The sequence below is a fragment of the Pseudomonas parafulva genome, from assembly GCF_002021815.1.
Lineage (GTDB): Bacteria > Pseudomonadota > Gammaproteobacteria > Pseudomonadales > Pseudomonadaceae > Aquipseudomonas > Aquipseudomonas parafulva_B.
Map to the genome: position 1 here is coordinate 2,228,479 of NZ_CP019952.1, position 19,851 is coordinate 2,248,329.

The following is a 19,851-nucleotide window of genomic DNA, read 5'->3' on the forward strand; positions in this document are numbered from 1 at the left end:
GGGCGAGGGCGGGACGAAGGTCGCCGTCTGGCAGCAGTGCGGGTCCCCACAGCCTCGACAACGGTTGACCACCCGACAGCCACTGCGTAGCCTTGGCCGTTCGAGGTTCTCCGGCCAGGCCGGAGCTAAGACGGGAACGCGGTTCAAGCCGCGGCTGCCCCCGCAACTGTAGGCACCATTGATGGGTCGACACTGCCACTGCGCCAAGCGCGGGAAGGCGTCTTCCCCCAAGCCCGGTCCTGATGACCGTGCCTGGCGCAGGTGCAAGCCAGGAGACCTGCCTCGCAACGTTTTCGACTTTAAACCGGGCGGGGTGATCCGGTGGCGAACATGCCTGGCCTGTCTGGTCGGCGGCGCTCGTCCTGCATGCCCGCGCCATTCTGCCAAGGGCACTGCAACATGAAAACACTGGCCAAGCTCCCCGTTACCATCGTCACCGGCTTCCTGGGCTCGGGCAAGACTACCCTGTTGCGCCACATGCTCGACAACGCACAGGGTCGGCGCATCGCCGTGATCGTCAACGAATTCGGCGAGCTGGGCATTGATGGCGACATCCTCAAGCAGTGCAGCATCGGCTGCACCGAGGAAGAGGCCAATGGCCGGGTGTACGAACTGGCCAACGGTTGCCTGTGCTGCACCGTCCAGGAAGAGTTCTTCCCGGTGATGCGCGAACTGGTGGCGCGCCGCGGCGACCTGGACCATATCCTGATCGAAACCAGCGGCCTGGCGTTGCCCAAGCCGCTGGTACAAGCCTTCCAATGGCCTGAGATCCGCACCGCCTGCACCGTCGATGCGGTGATCACCGTGGTCGACAGCCCCGCCGTTGCCGCAGGCACTTTCGCCGCCTACCCGGACCAGGTCGACGCCCAGCGCAAGCTGGACCCGAACCTGGACCACGAGTCCCCCCTGCACGAGCTGTTCGCTGACCAACTGGCCAGCGCCGACCTGGTTGTGTTGAACAAAGCCGACCTGATCGATGCCGATGGCCTGGCCAAGGTGCGTGCCGAGGTCGCCGAAGAGCTGCCAGCGGCTGTCAAAGTCATCGAAGCCAGCAGTGGCAAGTTGCCGCTGGAGGTGTTGCTGGGCCTGGGCGCCGAGTCCGAGCAGCACATCGACGCCCGCCCGACCCACCACGATGCCCATCACGACGGCGATGACCATGACGACCATGACCATGATGCCTTCGATTCCATCTCCATCGACCTCCCCGAATCCGATGAGCGGGTGCTGATCGAGGCGCTCAACCAACTGGTGGTCGAGTACGGCATCCTGCGCGTCAAAGGCTTCGCCGCCATCGCTGGCAAGCCGATGCGCTTGCTCATCCAGGGGGTAGGTACGCGCTTCGACAAGCACTTCGACCGCGCCTGGCGCGCCGAAGAGCCGCGCGTCACGCGCCTGGTGCTGATCGGTCAGGACCTTGACCCCGCCCAGCTCGAAGCGCGTCTGCGCCACGCTCTGGGCGCCTGACCCATGCACCTGCTGCGGACCCAGCCCGGCGGCTTCGTGCCCGACGACAGCATTGCCGACCTCGGCCAGACGCCAGCCGAACTGGTCATCCTCTGCAGCGGGGATTCGCACCTGGCCTTGCTCGCCGACAGCGCCGAGCAGCTGCCCGGCGACTATCCCAGCTTGCGCCTGGCCAACCCCATGCAGGTGCAGAACCACGCTTCGGTCGACCTTTATGTCGATCAGGTCTTGCAGCACGCCAAGGTCATCCTGGTGTCGCTGCACGGCGGCGTGGGGTACTGGCGCTACGGTGTGGAACAGTTGGTTACGCTCGCCGAGCGCGGCGTGCACGTGATTCTGGTGCCCGGCGACGACCGTCCCGACCCGGAACTGACCGGGCTTGGGTCCGTGCAGGGGGCGCAAGCCGAGCAGTTGTGGCACTACCTTCGCCAGGGTGGCAAGGCCAACGCACTCAATCTGTTCTACTACCTTGCCAGTCAGTGGCTGGACCGTGACTATCCCTGGGCCGAGCCGCGGGCGTTGCTTCGCACGACGGTTTACCACCCTCAGGTGGGCAGTGGGGCGCTGGAGGACTGGTACCCGCACTGGCATGCCGATCATCCGGTGGCGCCGATACTGTTCTATCGCTCGCACCTGCAAGCAGCGAACACGGCTTTCATCGATGTGTTCTGCCAGCGCCTGCAGGCAGCAGGTTTGAACCCGTTGCCGATTGCGGTGGCCAGCCTGAAGGAAAGCGCCTGCCTGGAACAGGTCGAAGCATGGCTCGACATGGTCGGCGCCGAGGTTGTGCTCAACACCACGGGTTTCGCCCTGTCCAGCCCGGAGCGTCCTAACCTGCGCCCCCTAAGACGAGACATACCCGTGTTGCAGGCCATTTGCGCGCAGGACAACCAACCGGGTTGGGAGGCCAGCGAGCAGGGCCTCGGCGCACGTGACCTGGCCATGCACATCGTGCTACCGGAACTGGACGGCCGCATCATCACCCGGCCGGTCAGCTTCAAGGACATGGCCTGGCACAGCGAACGCAGCCAATCGGATGTGGTGTGCTACCGCGCCCACCCCGAGCGCATGGATTTTGTGGCCGAGCTGGCACGGCGCTGGGTGACCCTGGCGCGCCAGCCCAATGCGCACAAGCGCGTGGCGTTGATCCTGGCAAACTACCCCACGCGCGATGGGCGCATCGGCAATGGCGTGGGCCTGGACACGCCGGCTGCGGCGCTCAATATCTTGCGTGCGCTGCGCACTGAAGGCTATCCGGTCAGCGAGCTGCCCGAGAGCGGTACCCAGTTGATCCATCAATTGCTGGGCGGTGTGACCAACGACCTCGACCAGATCGACCAGCGGCCCTGTGCCCAGAGCATGAGCCTGGTCGATTACCAGGCGGCATTCGACCGCCTGCCGGACGCCAACCGCCAGGCGGTACTGGAGCGCTGGGGGCCACCGGAGCAGGACCCGATGTTCCGCCAGGGCCGTTTGATGGTGGCAGGGGTGCGCATGGGGATGACCTTCGTCGGCATCCAGCCTGCTCGCGGCTATCAGGTAGACCCCAGCGCCGTTTATCACGATCCGGACCTGGTGCCACCCCATGGCTACCTGGCGTTCTATTTCTGGCTGAGGCATGTGTATGCGGCCGACGCTGTCATCCATGTCGGCAAGCACGGCAACCTGGAATGGCTCCCGGGCAAGGGGGTAGGGCTGTCCGATACGTGCTGGCCGGATGCGCTGCTCGGGCCGCTGCCCAACATCTATCCGTTCATCGTCAACGACCCAGGTGAGGGCGCGCAGGCCAAGCGACGCACGCAAGCCGTGATCATCGATCACCTGATGCCGCCGCTGACCCGCGCCGAGACCTACGGCCCGCTACGCCACCTGGAGCAATTGGCCGACGAATTCTACGAAGCACAACTGCTCGACCCGCGCCGCGCCCGTGAGTTGCAACGCGACATCCTCGAACTGGTCAGGACCCACCACATCGACCGGGAATTGCAACTCGAAGGGCAGCTTGACGATGCAACCGTCTGGTTGCCACGCCTTGACACCTACCTGTGCGACCTCAAGGAATCGCAGATCCGCGATGGCTTGCATGTATTCGGCCAGTCGCCCGAGGGTCGGTTGCGCCTGGACACGCTGCTGGCACTGCTGCGGGTTGAGCGGGGCGATGGGCGTGGCGGCAATGCGAGTGTGTTGCGCGCGCTGGCCAAGGCACTGGTCCCTGGCTTCGATCCGCTGGACTGTGACCTGGGGCAACCCTGGCAAGGCCCACGGCCCACGCTACTGCTGAACATCAGCGACCAGGCCTGGCGTACGGCTGGCGATACCCGCGAGCGCCTCGAACTGCTGGCATTGCAGGTTATCGAGGGTGCGCTCGACGGCACGCTGCCAGCGCTGGAGGCGGAACTTGGCCAGCCCGTTCAGGCCGTTGTCGATCACCTGCGCGATACCGTGGCGCCGAGCCTGGACGCCTGTGGCGCCGCCGAGATGAACGGGCTGCTTGCAGCGCTCGCTGGGCGCTTCGTGCCTGCAGGGCCTAGTGGCGCGCCCAGCCGTGGTCGGCTTGACGTACTGCCCACAGGCCGCAATTTCTACACCGTCGATGTGCGCAACTTGCCGACCACCACAGCGTGGCGGCTAGGCTTCGCGTCGGCCAACCTGATACTCGAGCGTCATTTGCAAGACCATGGCGACCACTTGCGCCAGCTCGGGCTGTCGGTGTGGGGGACCGCGACCATGCGCACCGGTGGTGACGACATTGCCCAGGCCATGGCACTGATGGGTGTGCGGCCCGTTTGGGCCACCGGCAGCCAGCGGGTCGACGATTTCGAGATACTGCCCCTGAGCCTGCTGGACCGCCCGCGGGTGGACGTGACGCTGCGGGTGTCGGGTTTCTTCCGGGACGCCTTTGGCAGCCTCATCCGCCTGTTCGATGCTGCCGTTCAGGCCGTGGCCGGTCTTGATGAACCCGATGATCTGAACCCGTTGGCTGCGCGCGTGCGCAGCGAGCGTACGACTTTGCAGCAGCAGGGTGTAGACGCTGAGCAGGCGGCTCGCCAGGCCGGTTGGCGTGTCTTTGGCGCCAAGCCAGGTGCCTACGGGGCTGGCGTTCAGAATGCGATCGATGGGCGCCTGTGGCAAACCCGTGAAGACCTGGCCGAGGTCTACCTGAACCATGGCAGCTACGCCTATGGCGGGCAGGACGAGGGCACGCCGGCCAGGGCACAGTTCGTCGAGCGCCTGAGCAAGGTGCAGGCGGTGCTGCAAAACCAGGACAATCACGAACATGACGTGCTCGACTCCAACGACTACTACCAGTTCCAGGGCGGCATGCTGGCGGCCACTGAAACGCTGGCAGGCGCGTCCGTGGCCAGCTACCACGGTGATCACAGCCAGGTGGACCGACCGCGCATCCGCACGTTGAAGGAAGAGCTCAACCGCGTGATCCGCGCGCGTGCGCTGAACCCCAAGTGGATCGACGGCGTCAAACGCCACGGCTACAAAGGGGCGTTCGAGATGGCGGCGACGGTCGACAACCTGTTCGCCTTCGACGCCACGACGCACCTGATCGACGATCATCATTACCAGTCGCTGGCCGATGCCTATGTGCTGGACCCGGCGACCCGCGAATTCATGCGCGAGCACAACCCGCAGGCGCTGCGCGACCTCACCGAACGGCTGATCGAGGCGCAGCAACGCGGCCTCTGGCAGTCCCCCGGCGAGTACCGCGATGCCCTGGAAGAACAGCTGCTCGATGGCGAGGAACAGGCTTGAAATGAACGACGCTGCACAATTTCCCCTGGCCGCCGTGGTGGGGGCCGACGACTTGAAGTTGGCGCTGTGCCTGACGGCCATCGACCCCAGGATCGGCGGGGTGCTCATCGAAGGTCCGCGCGGCATGGCCAAGAGCACCCTGGCCCGCGGCTTGGCTGACCTGCTGGGCGATGGGCCTTTCGTGACCTTGCCGCTGGGCGCCAGTGAAGAGCGCCTGGTGGGCACACTCGACCTGGATGCGGCACTCGGGCAAGGCAAGGCGCAGTTCTCCCCCGGTGTGCTGGCTCAGGCCAATGGCGGCGTACTTTATGTGGATGAAGTCAACCTGCTGCCGGACACCTTGGTTGACTTGCTGCTCGATGTCGCCGCCAGTGGCACCAACCGTATCGAACGCGACGGCATCTCCCATCGTCACGATGCGCGCTTCGTCTTGATCGGCACCATGAACCCCGAAGAGGGCGAGTTGCGTCCCCAACTGCTCGACCGCTTCGGTCTGAATGTGGCGCTCGACGGTCTACCCGCACCTGATGCACGGCAACAGATCATCCGGCGTCGGCTGGCCTTCGACCATGACCCCCTGGCGTTCCGCGCCGAGTGGGCATCGGCCCAGGAGGGCTTGCGCAAGCGCTGTCATGCAGCGCGCCAGGCGCTGGACGACATCGCGCTGGATGACCGGACCTTGGCCAGTATCACCGAGCGCTGTTACGCCGCCGGAGTGGATGGGCTGCGGGCAGACCTGGTGTGGTTGCGCGCCGCCCGCGCTCACTGCGCATGGCGCGGGGCGGCGGCCATCGAGGTGTCTGACATCGACGCGGTGGAAGATTTCGCCTTGCGCCATCGTAGGCAGTCGCCTGCCCAGGCTACACCGCCCGCAGCCCCCGAACAGCCCCAGGCACAGACCGGCAGCAGCTCGGCCGAGAAAGGCGGGCAGGGGGATTGGGGTGCTTTGGCCCCACAGCCTGTGGCAAGCGGGCCAAGGCGTGAGGTGCCGAGCTGGGCAAAAAAGCCCTGAGCATCCGTCAGCCGGCCAAGACGACGGGTGCGCAAGCAGGCAAGGGTGCGCGCGCAGGTGCAAGCCGCGGTCGGGCCCAGGCTGCCAGTGCTGGCCAGGTCGCCTGGCTGCCGAGCCTGTTGAAGGGCCGGCCTCGGCACCGCGACGACTTGTGCTGGCACACCCGCAGAGGCGCACCGGCTCAGTTATGGCTGATCATCGTCGACGCCTCCGCCTCGACGCGTCGCCATCAGGCGCTCGCGCACACCAAAGGGCTGTTGGCGACATTGTTCGACCATGCCTACCGCCAGCGCGCACGGCTGGCTTTGTTGACGGCAAGTGGCAGTGCACCGCAATGGCAGCGCCATGGGCTCAAGGCTTCGGCCGCGCTGCAACCTTGGTTACAGGCGCTTGGGGCGGGAGGGGGCACTCCGTTGCTGCCGGCGCTGGAGCAAGCCAGGCAGTGGCTGGGCAATCGGCGCAAGGCCTATCCGAACGAGGAAGTACGCTGCCTGGTGTTTACGGACGGTCGTCTGCAGCAATGGGACCCTGTCGAGCCCTTGCCGTGCCCCACCTTGCTGGTTGACATGGAGCTGGCCCCGGTCCGGCTGGGCCGTGCTCGCCGGCTGGCGCAGCAACTGGCAGCAGACTATCAACACCTGCTTAGTTTCGAAGCGATGAAGTGATAACGGCGGGGTGCGGCAACAAGTCGCACGTTAGCAGGATGAAATATGCAGGGCCGCAAGTACATGTGCGTGGCAGAGCACGCACATGTCAACGCTGTTCATTTACTTGGGCATCGACCACGGCTGCAGGTGGTAGCCTTTTTCACAAAGTTCTGCGCGTACTTCCTCAATCAGGTTAAGCCACTGAGCTTTGTCGGAATAAGTTTGCGAGTTTACCTGTTTGCTGCCGATGCGGGTGCTGGTACGGTCGATGACCGCCAGGCTCAGGTCGCCAGTGCCGTTGGGGGCGTCCCAGGCCACGCAGTGGAAGGGTTCGAAGGCGTGGTCGGCGATCAGCAGTGCTTCGTTGACACGGAGCGGGGCATTCATGGTTCGGTCTCTCTGTGGTCCCAAACATTCAAGTGACGTCCGCGTTGCTTCAAGGTCGCCTCATGTATCGCGAAATGCAGCGCGGGGTTATGTGTACTGATGCTCGATAGTCGGCATTAAGTCACATGGGTGCAGCAAAATAATCAACGATTATTCATTTTTGTTTCAACGCGCCCCATGTGAGGACGTTAACCATCGAAAATTCCCTGGCGAAATTAGGAAAAGCAGTGTTGGCAGACAGACGGTCATAGGCACCGTCAACTTAATTGCTACTGTTATTCGGGCGCCACAACTTACTGTTTTATTTCAAGAAACCAATACTTGGCGCCAAGGATCGGTCATGCAACAAACCGCAGTGCAACGCCGCCTGCTCATCGTCGATCCTTGTGACGATTGCCACCGCCTGACGCCAGGCTTGGTTCAGGCCGGGTGGGAGGTCGCCAGCTGCGCTTTGGCGCAGGCGCTGGAGCATCGTTGCGATGTAGGTGTACTGCGCCTGGATGAAGCGCACCTCAAGCACCCTGACGTGGTCAAGGACATGATCAAGCGCAGCAACACCGAGTGGATTGCGGTGCTGAGTGCCGAACAACTGCGCTGCCCGGCCGTCGGCGATTTCGTCTGTGAATGGTTCTTTGATTTCCATACATTACCCTTCGACGAATCGCGGGTGCAGGTCACTCTGGGCCGGGCCTTCGGCATGGCGCGGCTGCGTGGCAAGGGCACGGTCAAGGCATTCGACACCCAGGATGAGCTACTGGGTGAGAGCCGGCCGATTCGAGAATTGCGCAAGCTGCTGGGTAAGCTGGCACCGACCGAGTCGCCTGTGCTGATACGCGGTGAAAGCGGCACGGGGAAGGAACTGGTGGCGCGTACGCTGCACCGCCAGTCCCAGCGCAGCGGGCAGCCTTTCGTGGCGATCAACTGCGGGGCCATTCCCGAGCACCTGATTCAGTCCGAACTGTTCGGGCACGAAAAGGGCGCGTTCACAGGCGCCCACCAACGCAAGATCGGTCGCATCGAAGCCGCTAACGGCGGCACGCTGTTTCTCGATGAAATCGGCGACCTGCCACTGGAACTGCAGGCCAATCTGCTGCGCTTTCTCCAGGAAAAGCACATCGAGCGAGTGGGAGGCAGCCAGCCAGTACCGGTGGATGTACGGGTGTTGGCCGCCACCCACGTCGATTTGGAAAAGGCCATCGAGCAGGGCCGCTTCCGGGAAGACCTGTACTACCGTTTAAACGTCCTGCAGGTGGTCACCGCCCCGTTACGTGACCGCCATGGCGATCTGTCGATGCTGGCCAATCATTTTGCCCATTTCTACAGCCTGGAAACCGGCAGGCGGCCACGCTCTTTCAGTGAGCACGCGCTGATGGCCATGGGCCGGCACGATTGGCCGGGTAACGTGCGTGAGCTGGCCAATCGGGTGCGGCGTGGGCTGGTGCTTGCCGAAGGGCGCCAGATCGAGGCCAAGGACCTGGGTTTGCAGCCGTTTGCACAACAGCCGCCGCTGGGCACGCTGGAGGAGTACAAGCACAAGGCCGAGCGCCAGGCGTTGTGCGATGTGCTGGACCGTCACAGCGACAACCTCAGCGTTGCAGCCAAGGTGCTGGGCATCTCGCGGCCGACCTTCTACCGTTTGTTGCACAAGCACCAGATACGCTGAAACGCGCCTCAGTGAGGCGCGCGGACGATGGTCTTGAGCAGGTCTTCCGGGCTGATGTGGCCTACGACCTGGGCCACGGCGCTGCCAGGGGTGGGCAGGTCGATGATGTGGTTCTTCATCTTGCCGATCACGTGCATCTCGCAGGGTTTGCAGTCGAACTTCAGGGTCAGTACTTCATCCCCTTGGACCAGCTGCATCGGCGCCACCTTGGTACGCACCCCGGTCACCCCTTTGGCCTGCTTGGGGCACAGGTTGAAGGAGAAGCGCAGGCAGTGCTTGGTGATCATCACCGGCACTTCACCGTGTTCTTCGTGGGCTTCATAGGCCGCGTCGATCAACTGCACACCATGACGGTGGTAGAAATCCCGGGCTTTCTGATTGTAGACGTTGGCCAGGAACGACAGGTGCGACTCGGGATAGACCGGTGGTGGCGAGGTTTCCGGCTTGCGCCGGCCGTGGGGGTGCGCCTGTATGCGTTGCTCGGTCAGCGTCTCGATGGCCTGCCGGCGCAGGGCCTTGAGCTGCGAATTGGGAATGAAGAACGCCTGCGGGGCGTCCAGTTCGATGCTGTCGGCGTGGTAGAGCGTGGTGCCGAGCTGGCCAAGCAGGTCGTGCAGTTGGTCCAGCGCCTGCTCGGGCTTGTTCGCCGGGCCGAATGGGCCATCCAGGGCGACCTGCACTTGCACGCCTTCCTCGCTGGTCACGTTCAGGGTCAAGCGCTCCTGGCGCAGCACCGCCTGCCAGCTTACACCGATGCGGCGTTCGGCCGACGTACGCTGCAGGGCCTGCTGCCAATTGTGGTCCAGGTTACGCGAAAGCGGATGGTTTGGCCTTAGCTTGTGCAGCCCGGCAGGCATCTCGTTCGGTTCCACCCGGTAGCGGAAGCGCTTTTGGCCGTCTTCTTCGAATTCGCCGCGTGCCTCGGCAATGTTGGCCCTGAAACCTACCACTTCACGCTTGACCAGCACATTGAGGCCATCCCCGTTGTTCAACGGCACGTCGGTGACGACCTGCAGGTCGCGCTTGCCAACTTTCTCCACCACACCCACTGGCAGGCCGGTGAAGGTAGGGGAGTCGAAAGCGCCGATATCGACCTTGCGGTCAGTCACGAAGTAATCGGTGCTGCCGCGGTGGAACGTCTTGTCCGGGTCCGGTACGAAGAAGTGTGCGGTACGACCGCTCGAGGCGCGGGCCAAGCCAGGACGGTCTTCCAGGATGGCGTCGAGCTCCTTGCGGTAATGGGCCGTGATGTTCTTCACGTAGCCCATGTCCTTGTAGCGCCCTTCGATCTTGAACGAGCGCACACCGGCATCGACCAGGTCGCGCAGATTGGCGGTCTGGTTGTTGTCCTTCATCGACAGCAGGTGCTTTTCGAACGCCACCACCCGGCCTTGGTCGTCCTTGAGCGTGTAGGGCAGACGGCACGCCTGGGAGCAGTCGCCCCGGTTGGCGCTGCGACCGGTCTGGGCGTGGGAGATGTTGCATTGCCCGGAGAACGCCACGCACAACGCGCCATGGATGAAGAACTCGATGGCGGCGTCCGTTTCGGCTGCGATGGCCCGGATTTGCTGCAGGTTCAGCTCGCGTGCAAGTACCAGCTGAGAAAAGCCAGCCTGGTCGAGAAACTTGGCCCGCTCCAGGGTACGAATGTCGGTCTGGGTACTGGCATGCAGCTCAATGGGTGGGATGTCGAGCTCCATGACCCCCAGGTCCTGCACGATCAGCGCATCGACGCCAGCGTCGTACAGCTGGTGAATCAGCGCGCGCGCCGGCTCCAGCTCGTTGTCGTGCAAGATGGTATTGATGGTGGTGAACACGCGCGCATGGTAGCGATGGGCGAACTCGACCAGCGCGGCGATATCGCCCACCTCGTTGCAGGCATTATGGCGTGCGCCAAAGCTAGGGCCGCCGATATAGATGGCATCGGCGCCATGCAGGATAGCCTCGCGGGCAATGGCCACGTCGCGGGCAGGGCTGAGCAGTTCCAGGTGATGCTTGGGAAGGGACATGTCGTTATGGTTTCGGCTGTCACGGTATAGCCGGGCATTGTACCGACGATTGTGCTGGGCGACACCCTCAGGCTGTGCTGGCCGGATGGCCGGGGCGGCTGCGCAGCCTATCGCAGCCGGTCCCACGCCCAGGCCGCATGCCCAAGGTTCTGGCCTTGAAAACAGCGGGCGCAGGTCTGGATCATGCCAGTCAAGGCCCGCAACGGCCTCCGGTCCTGTTCAGTCAGCCTTTGGCCGCCATCGCCGTCACTTCCACGCGCATGCCCTCGAACGCGAGCGCCGCCACGCCTACGGCGGCGCGCACTGGCCAGGGTTTGGCGAAGAAACGCTGGTACACCTGGTTGAAGGCGGCGCGGTCGGCCATGTCGGTCAGGTAGATGGTCAGGTGCAGCACCCGGTCCATACCGCTGCCGGCTTTCTCCAGAGCATCCTTCAAGGCCTGCAGCGTGCATTCGCTTTGCTCGACGATATCTCCCAACGCGAGGCTACCGTCAGGGTGCACCGGGACCTGAGTGGTTACCAGCATCCCGTTGTATTCGGCGACATCGGAGGAAATGGATTCTGGGTCGCTGTCTGGGGTGTAGACGATATCAGCATGTGCCATGGGGTCTGCCTTGCACGGTGGAAAAGCCTCAAGCCTACGCGAGCGGCCTGCGCCGGTCGAGAGGCCGGTTTTTTGCAAAGCGCGGCATTCACGGTCAGAATCGCCGCCATTGCAGAGAGGCTTACCGTGAACGAACACACCTTGTCCATGCGCCTGGAGCGTGTGGCCACCCATGTGCCCCAGGGCGCGCGTCTGGCTGATATTGGTTCTGATCATGGCTACTTGCCCGTAGCGTTGATGCTCCGCGAGCGCATCGAGTACGCAGTGGCCGGGGAGGTGGCCAGCCCCCCTCATGCGGCCGCTCAGCGCAACGTGCGCAAGCAGGGGCTCGAGTCGCGCATCGCCGTGCGCCTGGCCGATGGTTTGGCGGCCATCGTCCCTGAGGACCGCATCACGGCCGTGAGCCTGTGCGGCATGGGCGGCGAGACCCTGTGCGAGATTCTCGAAGCGGGCAGAGCTCGTTTGGCGGGTGTCGAGCGCCTGGTACTGCAACCCAATGGCGCCGAGCCGCAGGTGCGACAGTGGCTGATGAGCAACGGCTACCGTATCGTCGCTGAAGAGGTGCTGCGCGAGCACCGCTTCGACTACGAAATCATCGTGGCAGAACCCGGTCATGCGGCCTACAGTCCTCAGCAGCTGTATTTCGGCCCCCTGTTGATGCGGGACCATGGCCAGGCATTTCACGTGAAGTGGCAGCGCATGCTCGGGCAAAAAAAGCAGACCCTTGCCAATTTCGCCCAGGCCCGCGTCGCAGTGCCGCCTGCCAAGGTCGCCGACTTCGAACAACAGGTTGACTGGATCACCCGCCTGCTGGCCGAACGCCCCCACCTCGAGGACTAGCTTTCATGGACATGTTGCAGGCCATGCGTACCTTCGTCCGGGTGGTGGAGTGCGGCAGCTTCGCCGCGGCGGCCAACGCGCTGGACATCTCCGCCGCGCAGGTCTCGCGCATCGTGGCGGAGCTGGAGAATCAGCTGCAAACCCGATTGCTGCACCGCACCACCCGACGCTTGCGCATGAGCGAGGCGGGGGAGCGTTTTCTCGAGCGCGCACGGCAGATACTGCTATTGACCGACGAGGCAGTGGGGGAGGCACGTGGTGCTCACCTCACGCCCCGTGGCCGGCTGCGTGTGCATTGTCCCCATGGGCTTGGGTTGTTGTTGATGCCATTGGTGGCAGGCTATAACGCGCTTTGTCCCGAAGTGGTCATCGAGCTGACGCTGTCCCAGCGCAACCCCGACCCGCTGGCTGAAGGGCATGATGTGGTCATCACCGTCGACCAGGCATTGCCGGACTCACAGCTGATTGCCGTCCCCTTGGGCGCGATTTTCAGCATTGCCTGTGCCGCGCCCGGTTATCTGCATGAAAAAGGCGTACCTGCACGGCCCGACGACCTGCACCAGCATCGCTGCCTGCGCATGGCCTACCCGCTGTACGAGGGTGACTGGGTGTTCCCGCAGGCAGGTGGCGATTGCGTCATCGCACCCCAGGACAGCTTCATGACCAACGTGGCGGACGCCATGCTGGTCGCCAGCGAGTTGGGCATGGGTATCGGCCTGTTGCCGTTCTACACCGCCAGCCTGGCCATGGAGCAAGGGCGCCTGTGCCGGGTGCTGGCGGACTACCGGCTGCGGGAAAATGCCTTGTATGCGATTTACCCCTCACGGCATTACCTGGATGCCAAGGTCCGAACCTGGATCGACTACCTCAAGGAGCGGCTGCCGCCGATTTTCGCTGCCCACGCCCAGGTGGTCGAAGACCCCCGTTATTGCCGCTGACGGCAGCGGGGCACAAGCCCCGCCGCCCGTCCAAGCCTGGCCAGGAAGGCCGGGCCTTACAGCGCGTAGTGTTTAAGCTCACGTGCGATCAACATCCGTTGGATTTCGCTCGACCCTTCATAGATCTGGGTGATGCGCGCATCGCGGTAATGCCGCTCGACCGGATAATCCTCAAGGTAGCCGTAGCCACCATGGACCTGTATGGCCATCGAGCACACCCGCTCGGCCATTTCCGAGGCAAACAGCTTGGCCTGTGACGCTTCGGACAGGCACGGTCTGCCAGCGCTGCGCAGGCGCGCGGCGTGCAGGATGAGCAAGCGCGCCGCATTGATCTGCACCTGCATGTCGGCCAGCAGGTTGGCGATGCTCTGATGTTCGTGGATTGGCTTGCCGAACTGAATACGTTCCCGGGCGTAGCCCAGCGCTGCTTCGAAGGCAGCCCTGGCGATGCCCAGTGCCTGGGCCGCAATGCCGATTCGCCCGCCTTCGAGATTGGACAAGGCGATCGCCAGGCCTTTGCCGCGCTCGCCCAGCAGGTTGGCAGCCGGAATGCGGCATTGCTCGAGCGTCACCGCGCAGGTATCGGAGGCGCGAATACCCATTTTGTGTTCGGTGCGATCGACCTTGAAGCCGGGGTTGTCGGTAGGTACGAGAAACGCCGACAGCCCTTTCTTGCCAAGCTCCGGATCGGTCACGGCGAACACGACGGCCAGCCCGGCGCGACGGGCATTGCTGACGAACTGCTTGCTGCCGTTGATCACCCATTGCCCGTCGACCAGTTCGGCGCGCGTGCGCAGGTTATGGGCTTCGGATCCCGCCTGGGGCTCGGTCAGGCAGAAGCAGCCAATCACCTCGCCACTGGCCAGCCGCGGCAACCAGTGCTGCTGCTGTTCAGGGGTACCGTAGGCCAGCAACGGGCCGCACCCTACCGAGTTGTGGATGCTCATCAAGGCCCCGGTGGAGCCACACCCGACTGAAATCTCTTCGACCGCCAGCGCATAGGCCACGTAGTCGGTATAGCTGCCGCCGAAGTCCTCGGGGACCACCATGCCCAGCAAGCCAAGTTCACCCATGCTGCGCACGACGGCGTCATCAATCCAGCCAGCCTTTTCCCACGCCTGGGCGTGGGGCGCGATCTCGCCGCGGGCGAAGTCGCGGGCCATGTCGCGGATCATGATCTGCTCTTCGCTCAGTTCCACGTCTTGCATCTGCTGCTCCCAGGCTCAAAGGCCTTCGAAGAATTGGTCGATCCGCTGGCGCTCCAGGCCCTGCAAGGTAGGGGGATTCCACCGCGGTTGCTTGTCCTTGTCGATGATCAAGGCGCGCACGCCCTCGATGATGTCGCCGTGCTGGAACCACTGGCGATCCAGATGCAACTCCATTGCGAAGCAGTCTTCCAGGCTTAACTGTCGACCGCGGCGCAACATCTGCAACGTCACGGCCATGGCCAGGGGGGATCGGGTTTCCAACAGATCAGCAGTGGCCACGGCCCAGGCATGGCTATCGCCGATGCTGACGGCGCGCAACTGCTCGACGATGGCTGAGATATCGGGCAAGGCGAAGAAATGATCGATCGCTGGACGGAGCGCGGCCAGTGGCGGACCTTCCAGCGTCTGGGTGCCCAGGCGCGCCAACAGGTTCTGCAAGTCCTTGAGCGGATTGTCACTCAGGGATAACTGGTCCAGCTCCCGATCAAGGGCCTCGATCTTGTCGCTCGTCACATACCAGTTGGCCAGGCCGCAATACAGGGCATCGGCCGCCTGGACTTGTGTACCGGTTACGCCGAGGTAGGTCCCCAGCTCGCCCGGCAGGCGTGACAGGAAGTAGCTGCCCCCTACGTCGGGGAAATAGCCGATGCCTACCTCTGGCATGCCCAGGCGGCTGCGCTCGGTGACCACGCGCAGGTCGCAGCCCTGTGCCAGGCCCATGCCACCGCCGAGGGTGAAGCCGTCCATGAGCACCACAATAGGCTTGCGGTAGCGGTGTATCAGCAAGTCCAGGGCATATTCTTCGGCGAAGAAAGCCTCGTGCAGGTCGTCGCCGGCTTTGTAGCTGTCATGCAGCGAGCGGATGTCGCCACCGGCGCAGAAGCCCTTCGGGCCCTCGCCGCGCAAGACGATGGCGCGTACGTTCGGGTCGTTAGCCCAGGCGTCCAGGTGCTTGCGCAAGCTGCGCACCATGTCCAAAGTCAGGGCGTTCAATCCGGCGGGGCGGTTGAGACGCAGGTGGCCGATCTGGTTGCGAACTTCGCTCAGGATGTGTTCGGTAACCGGCGTTTGAATAAGCGCTGTCATTGCGGTCTCCCTGCTTGTTATTGATTTTCCATGTGAAATCTGGAGTTCGCTGGAGGATCGCTGGATCCTGGCATGCGAATTTGCCTCGTACAATCGACAATTGTGCAGGGGCATCGTGCATTTTTGCGCCGGGGCCCGTGGTGCTGTGAGTCCGCGTCGGTTGGAACCAGCCTTGAGGCTTCATAGCCGTTCACTGTAGCTGCGAATCAGGCGCCAAGGGTGCGTTATCGGCGCCACGCTATGGCTATTACAAGTGTTACAAGCGGGGCACTTGGCTTGAAAGCACCGTGGGAGGGTTAGTCTTCGCGGGCTGTTGTAAATCCAGCAGCCGGGTTTGGTCACCCGCAATCATCAAGGCGCCATCAGCGCCGCTCAGCGAATCAGTCGGCGTTTTTTTGTGCGCGGCTGTCTCGTGTCATGGCGGCTGTGCGTGGGGCGCCTCCGTGTGCGCGCCGGTTTCCTTGATTCCCGGTTGACCAACCCGCGTACAGTCGCCACCCATTCGTTTGGTCACGTTGCGTGGCGGCTCCTGATGAATCAAGGAGAACACCATGACAAAAGGGTTACCTGATCCTCCTGCCAGTCTCACAACCGCGCCCACCTCATTCTCTACCTGTGAAAGTAGCCATCCGCCTTTGTTTTCGGTACGTCCGGGCGTCGATCTTGAAGATGCGCTCGTGCACCTGTCCACGCTGTTGCGTGGCGCCTATGCCGCCAATCTGAAGGCCACGGAGTTGGCCAGTGTAACTTGCTGCGACCTGTTGCTGGGTAATGACCATGGGCTGGAATCGGCCACCGCGGTGGTAGAGGCTTTGTTGAATGGGTTGGAGGCTCAGCGGCGGGTACCTGACCGCTAGTTGACGACAGCGGGGTGCCTCTAGCGAGTGGCGGAGTCAATTGCCTCGCTCCGCCCTTGGTTGTTAGCAAACTCCCAGGGTTAAAGCGGTCATGGTCGATATAAGGAGCAGCCTGGTGCCACCGCAGAGGTTGCCAGCCTTGCATGGGCTTACTTGACCAAACCCGCAAGAGGACAATGCAACACCAACTTCGCCCCGCCTAACCGACTTTCACCAATCTCCAACCCAAACCCGTGCAAGTCCACGATCGCCGCCACGATGGACAAACCCAGGCCGAAGCCCGCATGCCGATGCCCCTCGTCACTGCGATAGAACCGCTTGAGCACAGCAGTACGCTCCTGTTCGGCAATGCAGGTCCCGTGTCCTCCACCGCCAGGTGCACGCCAGTGTCATCTTGGGAAGCTGTGATCTGCACCTGCCCACCTTCGGGCGTAAACTTGATGGCGTTGCCCACCAGGTTGGCCAGTGCTTCGAACAACAATTCGCGGTCGCCATGCAGCGGCGCCAGTTGCCCTGGTTGGTGCAAGGTCAACTGGATGCCACCGTCCTCCGCCAGTGGCAGGTAGAAATCGTGCAGTTCCACCAACAGGTCATGGGGGGCCAACTGCGTGAACCCTGCGCGGCGCTGGCGATCTTCCAGCTCGCTGATCCGCAACAGCCCGCGAAAGCGTGCCATCAGCGTATCGGTTTCACCAATGGCTTGATCCAGTGCCTCGGCCTGGGCGGTATCGGCATCGCTTTGCTGGCGTATGCGGTACAGCTGGGCGCGCAGCCGCGTCAGCGGCGTGCGCAGGTCATGGGCGATGTTGTCGCACACACCTTTTACCTCATGCATCAGGCGCTCGATGCGGTCGAGCATGGCGTTGACGATGTCCGCCAGCATGTCCAACTCATCGCGCCGTGCCGACAGCGGCAAGCGATGGGTAAGGTCGCCCGCCACGATCAACTCGGCCTGAGCCTGTACCGCGCGGATGCGCTTGAGTGGCCGGCGCCTGAGCAGGTACCAACCTGCAAACCCCGGGATCAGCGTCAACGAAATGCCCCATAGCAAGGCGTCGAGGATGATACGCGTGACAACGAACAACGAGCCGTTGTCCCGGAACAACACCAACCAGCGGCCATCCTGCACCTTGATCGCCACCGCATCGCAGCTATGGCGCGGCATGTTCGGGTCGTCGGCGTTCAGGCAGCGCTTGAGCTCGTGGATCTTGCCGTCCAGCGCCAGCCCAGGGGGCAGGGCACGTACGCTGCCGCCCAGCGGGTTGAGTTGCGCGTCGAACAGGCCATAGGCATCGAAGCTGCGTTCTTCGAAGGCTTGGCTCGCAATCAGGGCGTCGTCCAGTTGCTTGCCGCTCATGTGCGCGAACAGGTGTTGGCGCTGCAGCATCGAATGACGGGTGAGTTTGTTCAGGTAGCTGGAAACCTCGAAGTACAGCACCCCCATTAGGATGCTGCTCCAGGCCACGAACAGGAAGCTGTAGAGCGCCAGCAGCCGGCTCGTGGAAGAACTCCAGCCCTTAGACGGGTTCAGCAATGGCATATAACCGGAGCCCCGTACGGTACGGATCAACGGCGACTGGCCAGGCAGGTCGATCTTCTTGCGCAGGCGGCCGATGTGCACGTCAATGAGGTTAGTGCCTGGATCGAAGTGATACCCCCAGACCTCCTCGAAGATCATCATCCGGGTAATCACTTGACCGCTGTGCCGCATCAGGTATTCCAGCAGTTTGTACTCGGTGGGCAGCAAATTGAGCGTGTGCTCGCCGCGTCGGGCTTCATGGGTGATGAGGTCCAGCTCCAGGTCGGCCACCTGCAGGCGAGTCTGCGTCATGGGCACACTGTTTACGGCGTAGCAAGACTTCGACGCGCGCTGCCATCTCGTCCGAGGCGAACGGTTTGGTCAGGTAGTCGTCGCCGCCTGCACGCAGGCCTCGGACCCGTTCATCCACGTCTGACAGCGCACTGATCATCAGGATCGGCGTGGCGATCTTGAGATTGCGTAAAGTAGTAACAATGGTCAGCCCGTCCACCTCCGGCAGCATGCGATCAAGGGTAATCAGGTCATAGCCGCCGGCGATAGCCTTGGCCAGGCCCTCGCGACCATTGTCGGCCCAGTCAACGTCCAAGCCATGGCTGTTGAGTTCAGCGACGATTTCCTGGCCGGTGACGGCGTCGTCTTCGATGGTGAGTACGCGAGGCATGCGGGATCCCGAACATCCAGATGAAAGCCTGATTGTGCCAAAGAACGGCCAGCAGGCGATTTAAGAATAATTCATCTGGCGCCTGTTGCATGGCCTTGCTTGTTTATCGGCATGGGCAGCACATGGGCAAGCAAGTGCGACTCGGCTGTGAGAGGATAGGCCGCATCACAGCCCAGGACCCGAACACAGCCTGATGAAGACACCCAAGAGAATCGAACCCCTGATCGAGGATGGCCTGGTCGACGAGGTACTGAGGCCGTTGATGAGTGGCAAGGAGGCCGCCGTGTACGGTGGTGCGCTGTGGCAACCAGGTGCGCTGCGCCAAAGTGTACAAGGAAGCCAACAAGCGCAGTTTCCGCCAGGCGGCCGAGTATCAGGAAGGGCGCAAGGTGCGTAACAGCCGTCAGGCCCGGGCCATGGCCAAGGGCAGCAAGTACGGGCGCAAGGAAGCCGAGGATGCCTGGCAGAACGCCGAGGTGGCCGCGTTGTTCCGGCTGGCTGGGGCAGGCGTCAGGGTACCCAAGCCCTACGACTTCCAGGATGGCGTGCTGCTCATGGAGCTGGTAACCGATGCCAATGGCAATGCTGCGCCCCGGCTGAACGATGTTCACCTCGAGGCGGACCAGGCGCGGGATTATATCACGGGTTCGTGATCAGCCAGATCGTACTGATGCTCTGCTCAGGGCTCGTCCATGGCGACCTCTCGGAGTTCAACGTACTCCTGGGTCCGGACGGGCCGGTGATCATCGACTTGCCCCAGGCAGTGGACGCTGCGGCCAACAACCATGCGTTCAGCATGCTGCAGCGCGATGTGTCGAACATGGCGCATTATTTTGGACGCTTTGCCCCTGAGCTGAAAGCCACCCGTTACGCGCAGGAAATGTGGGCCCTCTACGAAGCCGGCGAATTGCGCCCCGACAGCCCACTCACGGGGTTGTTCGCTGAAGATGAGCAGGCAGCGGACGTGGCCGGCGTCATGCGCGAGATCGACGCCGCCCGGCTGGACGATGCCCGCCGCCGCGAAGCGCGAGCCGAGGCCGAGCAAGGGCAACCGCAGGCTGAAGAGCCGACCCCGCCCTGGCTGCGCTGACACAGCCAACCTACCGGTGCGCCCACCCCATACATCAGGCCGCGCCGGCCAGGTTTCGGCCTGCGCGACGGTCATTG

14 protein-coding genes, 2 pseudogenes and 1 riboswitch are annotated in these 19,851 nt (G+C 63.2%); of the genes and pseudogenes, 9 read left to right on the forward strand and 7 right to left on the reverse strand.

Translation table 11 applies throughout. From position 1 onward, the window contains the following. The first annotated feature begins 86 nt into the window (after window positions 1-86). Window positions 87-300: riboswitch (cobalamin riboswitch) on the forward strand. A 99-nt stretch (window positions 301-399) separates the two neighbouring features. From cobW to B2J77_RS10080, 4 genes are all read left to right on the forward strand, one after another. After that, window positions 400-1,467 (forward strand): cobalamin biosynthesis protein CobW, encoded by a 1,068-nt coding sequence (gene cobW, locus B2J77_RS10065; protein ID WP_058638297.1) that lies wholly within the window; start codon window positions 400-402, stop codon window positions 1,465-1,467. A 3-nt stretch (window positions 1,468-1,470) separates the two neighbouring features. After that, window positions 1,471-5,232, forward strand: a complete 3,762-nt coding sequence (gene cobN / locus B2J77_RS10070; protein ID WP_078478554.1) for a cobaltochelatase subunit CobN — start codon at window positions 1,471-1,473, stop codon at window positions 5,230-5,232. Window position 5,233: 1 nt separating this feature from the next. Next, window positions 5,234-6,244, forward strand: coding sequence for an ATP-binding protein (locus B2J77_RS10075; protein WP_078478555.1), 1,011 nt, complete (start codon window positions 5,234-5,236; stop codon window positions 6,242-6,244). Between the two features lie 119 nt (window positions 6,245-6,363). Beyond that, entirely contained in the window at window positions 6,364-6,909 is a 546-nt protein-coding gene (locus tag B2J77_RS10080; RefSeq protein ID WP_371921581.1) for a vWA domain-containing protein, read from the forward strand. Window positions 6,910-7,011: 102 nt separating this feature from the next. Here the strand turns inward: B2J77_RS10080 and B2J77_RS10085 are convergent, their stop codons facing one another. Next, window positions 7,012-7,278, reverse strand: a complete 267-nt coding sequence (locus B2J77_RS10085; RefSeq protein ID WP_058638293.1) for a hypothetical protein — start codon at window positions 7,276-7,278, stop codon at window positions 7,012-7,014. Between the two features lie 340 nt (window positions 7,279-7,618). Here B2J77_RS10085 and B2J77_RS10090 point away from each other — a divergent pair, with 340 nt between their 5' ends. Beyond that, window positions 7,619-8,941, forward strand: a complete 1,323-nt coding sequence (locus B2J77_RS10090; protein WP_078478557.1) for a sigma-54 dependent transcriptional regulator — start codon at window positions 7,619-7,621, stop codon at window positions 8,939-8,941. Between the two features lie 8 nt (window positions 8,942-8,949). Here the strand turns inward: B2J77_RS10090 and B2J77_RS10095 are convergent, their stop codons facing one another. Next, window positions 8,950-10,950 (reverse strand): peptidase U32 family protein, encoded by a 2,001-nt coding sequence (locus B2J77_RS10095; protein ID WP_078478558.1) that lies wholly within the window; start codon window positions 10,948-10,950, stop codon window positions 8,950-8,952. 223 nt (window positions 10,951-11,173) lie between these two features. Next, on the reverse strand, window positions 11,174-11,554 hold the full coding sequence (locus B2J77_RS10100) for a RidA family protein (protein ID WP_058638290.1): 381 nt from the start codon (window positions 11,552-11,554) through the stop codon (window positions 11,174-11,176). A 126-nt stretch (window positions 11,555-11,680) separates the two neighbouring features. Between B2J77_RS10100 and B2J77_RS10105 the strand changes: the two genes are divergently transcribed. Together B2J77_RS10105 and B2J77_RS10110 are read left to right on the forward strand one after the other, a co-directional pair. Beyond that, entirely contained in the window at window positions 11,681-12,394 is a 714-nt protein-coding gene (locus B2J77_RS10105; protein ID WP_058638289.1) for a tRNA (adenine(22)-N(1))-methyltransferase, read from the forward strand. 5 nt (window positions 12,395-12,399) lie between these two features. Continuing rightward, window positions 12,400-13,332 (forward strand): LysR family transcriptional regulator, encoded by a 933-nt coding sequence (locus B2J77_RS10110; RefSeq protein ID WP_058638288.1) that lies wholly within the window; start codon window positions 12,400-12,402, stop codon window positions 13,330-13,332. Between the two features lie 56 nt (window positions 13,333-13,388). On the opposite strand, the gene B2J77_RS10115 is transcribed toward B2J77_RS10110, so the two are convergent. Then, entirely contained in the window at window positions 13,389-14,540 is a 1,152-nt protein-coding gene (locus B2J77_RS10115) for an acyl-CoA dehydrogenase family protein (RefSeq protein WP_058638287.1), read from the reverse strand. 15 nt (window positions 14,541-14,555) lie between these two features. Next, window positions 14,556-15,626 carry an enoyl-CoA hydratase/isomerase family protein gene (locus tag B2J77_RS10120; RefSeq protein WP_058638286.1) on the reverse strand — a complete coding sequence of 357 codons (1,071 nt, stop codon included), beginning with the start codon at window positions 15,624-15,626 and terminating at the stop codon, window positions 14,556-14,558. A 551-nt stretch (window positions 15,627-16,177) separates the two neighbouring features. On the opposite strand from B2J77_RS10120, the gene B2J77_RS10125 reads away from it, so the two are divergent. Continuing rightward, the gene (locus B2J77_RS10125; RefSeq protein WP_078478559.1) at window positions 16,178-16,483 is read left to right on the forward strand and encodes a DUF3077 domain-containing protein; all 306 of its coding nucleotides are present in this window, start codon (window positions 16,178-16,180) and stop codon (window positions 16,481-16,483) included. Between the two features lie 149 nt (window positions 16,484-16,632). Here the strand turns inward: B2J77_RS10125 and B2J77_RS10130 are convergent. Both B2J77_RS10130 and B2J77_RS21895 read right to left on the reverse strand, forming a co-directional pair. Continuing rightward, window positions 16,633-18,023: pseudogene (locus B2J77_RS10130) on the reverse strand (sensor histidine kinase). Window positions 18,024-18,258: 235 nt separating this feature from the next. Continuing rightward, complete coding sequence (locus B2J77_RS21895) at window positions 18,259-18,684, reverse strand: response regulator (protein ID WP_416231931.1); 426 nt, start codon at window positions 18,682-18,684, stop codon at window positions 18,259-18,261. A 193-nt stretch (window positions 18,685-18,877) separates the two neighbouring features. Between B2J77_RS21895 and B2J77_RS10135 the strand changes: the two are divergent. After that, window positions 18,878-19,774 (forward strand): annotated as a pseudogene (locus B2J77_RS10135) (PA4780 family RIO1-like protein kinase). Window positions 19,775-19,851 lie beyond the last annotated feature (77 nt).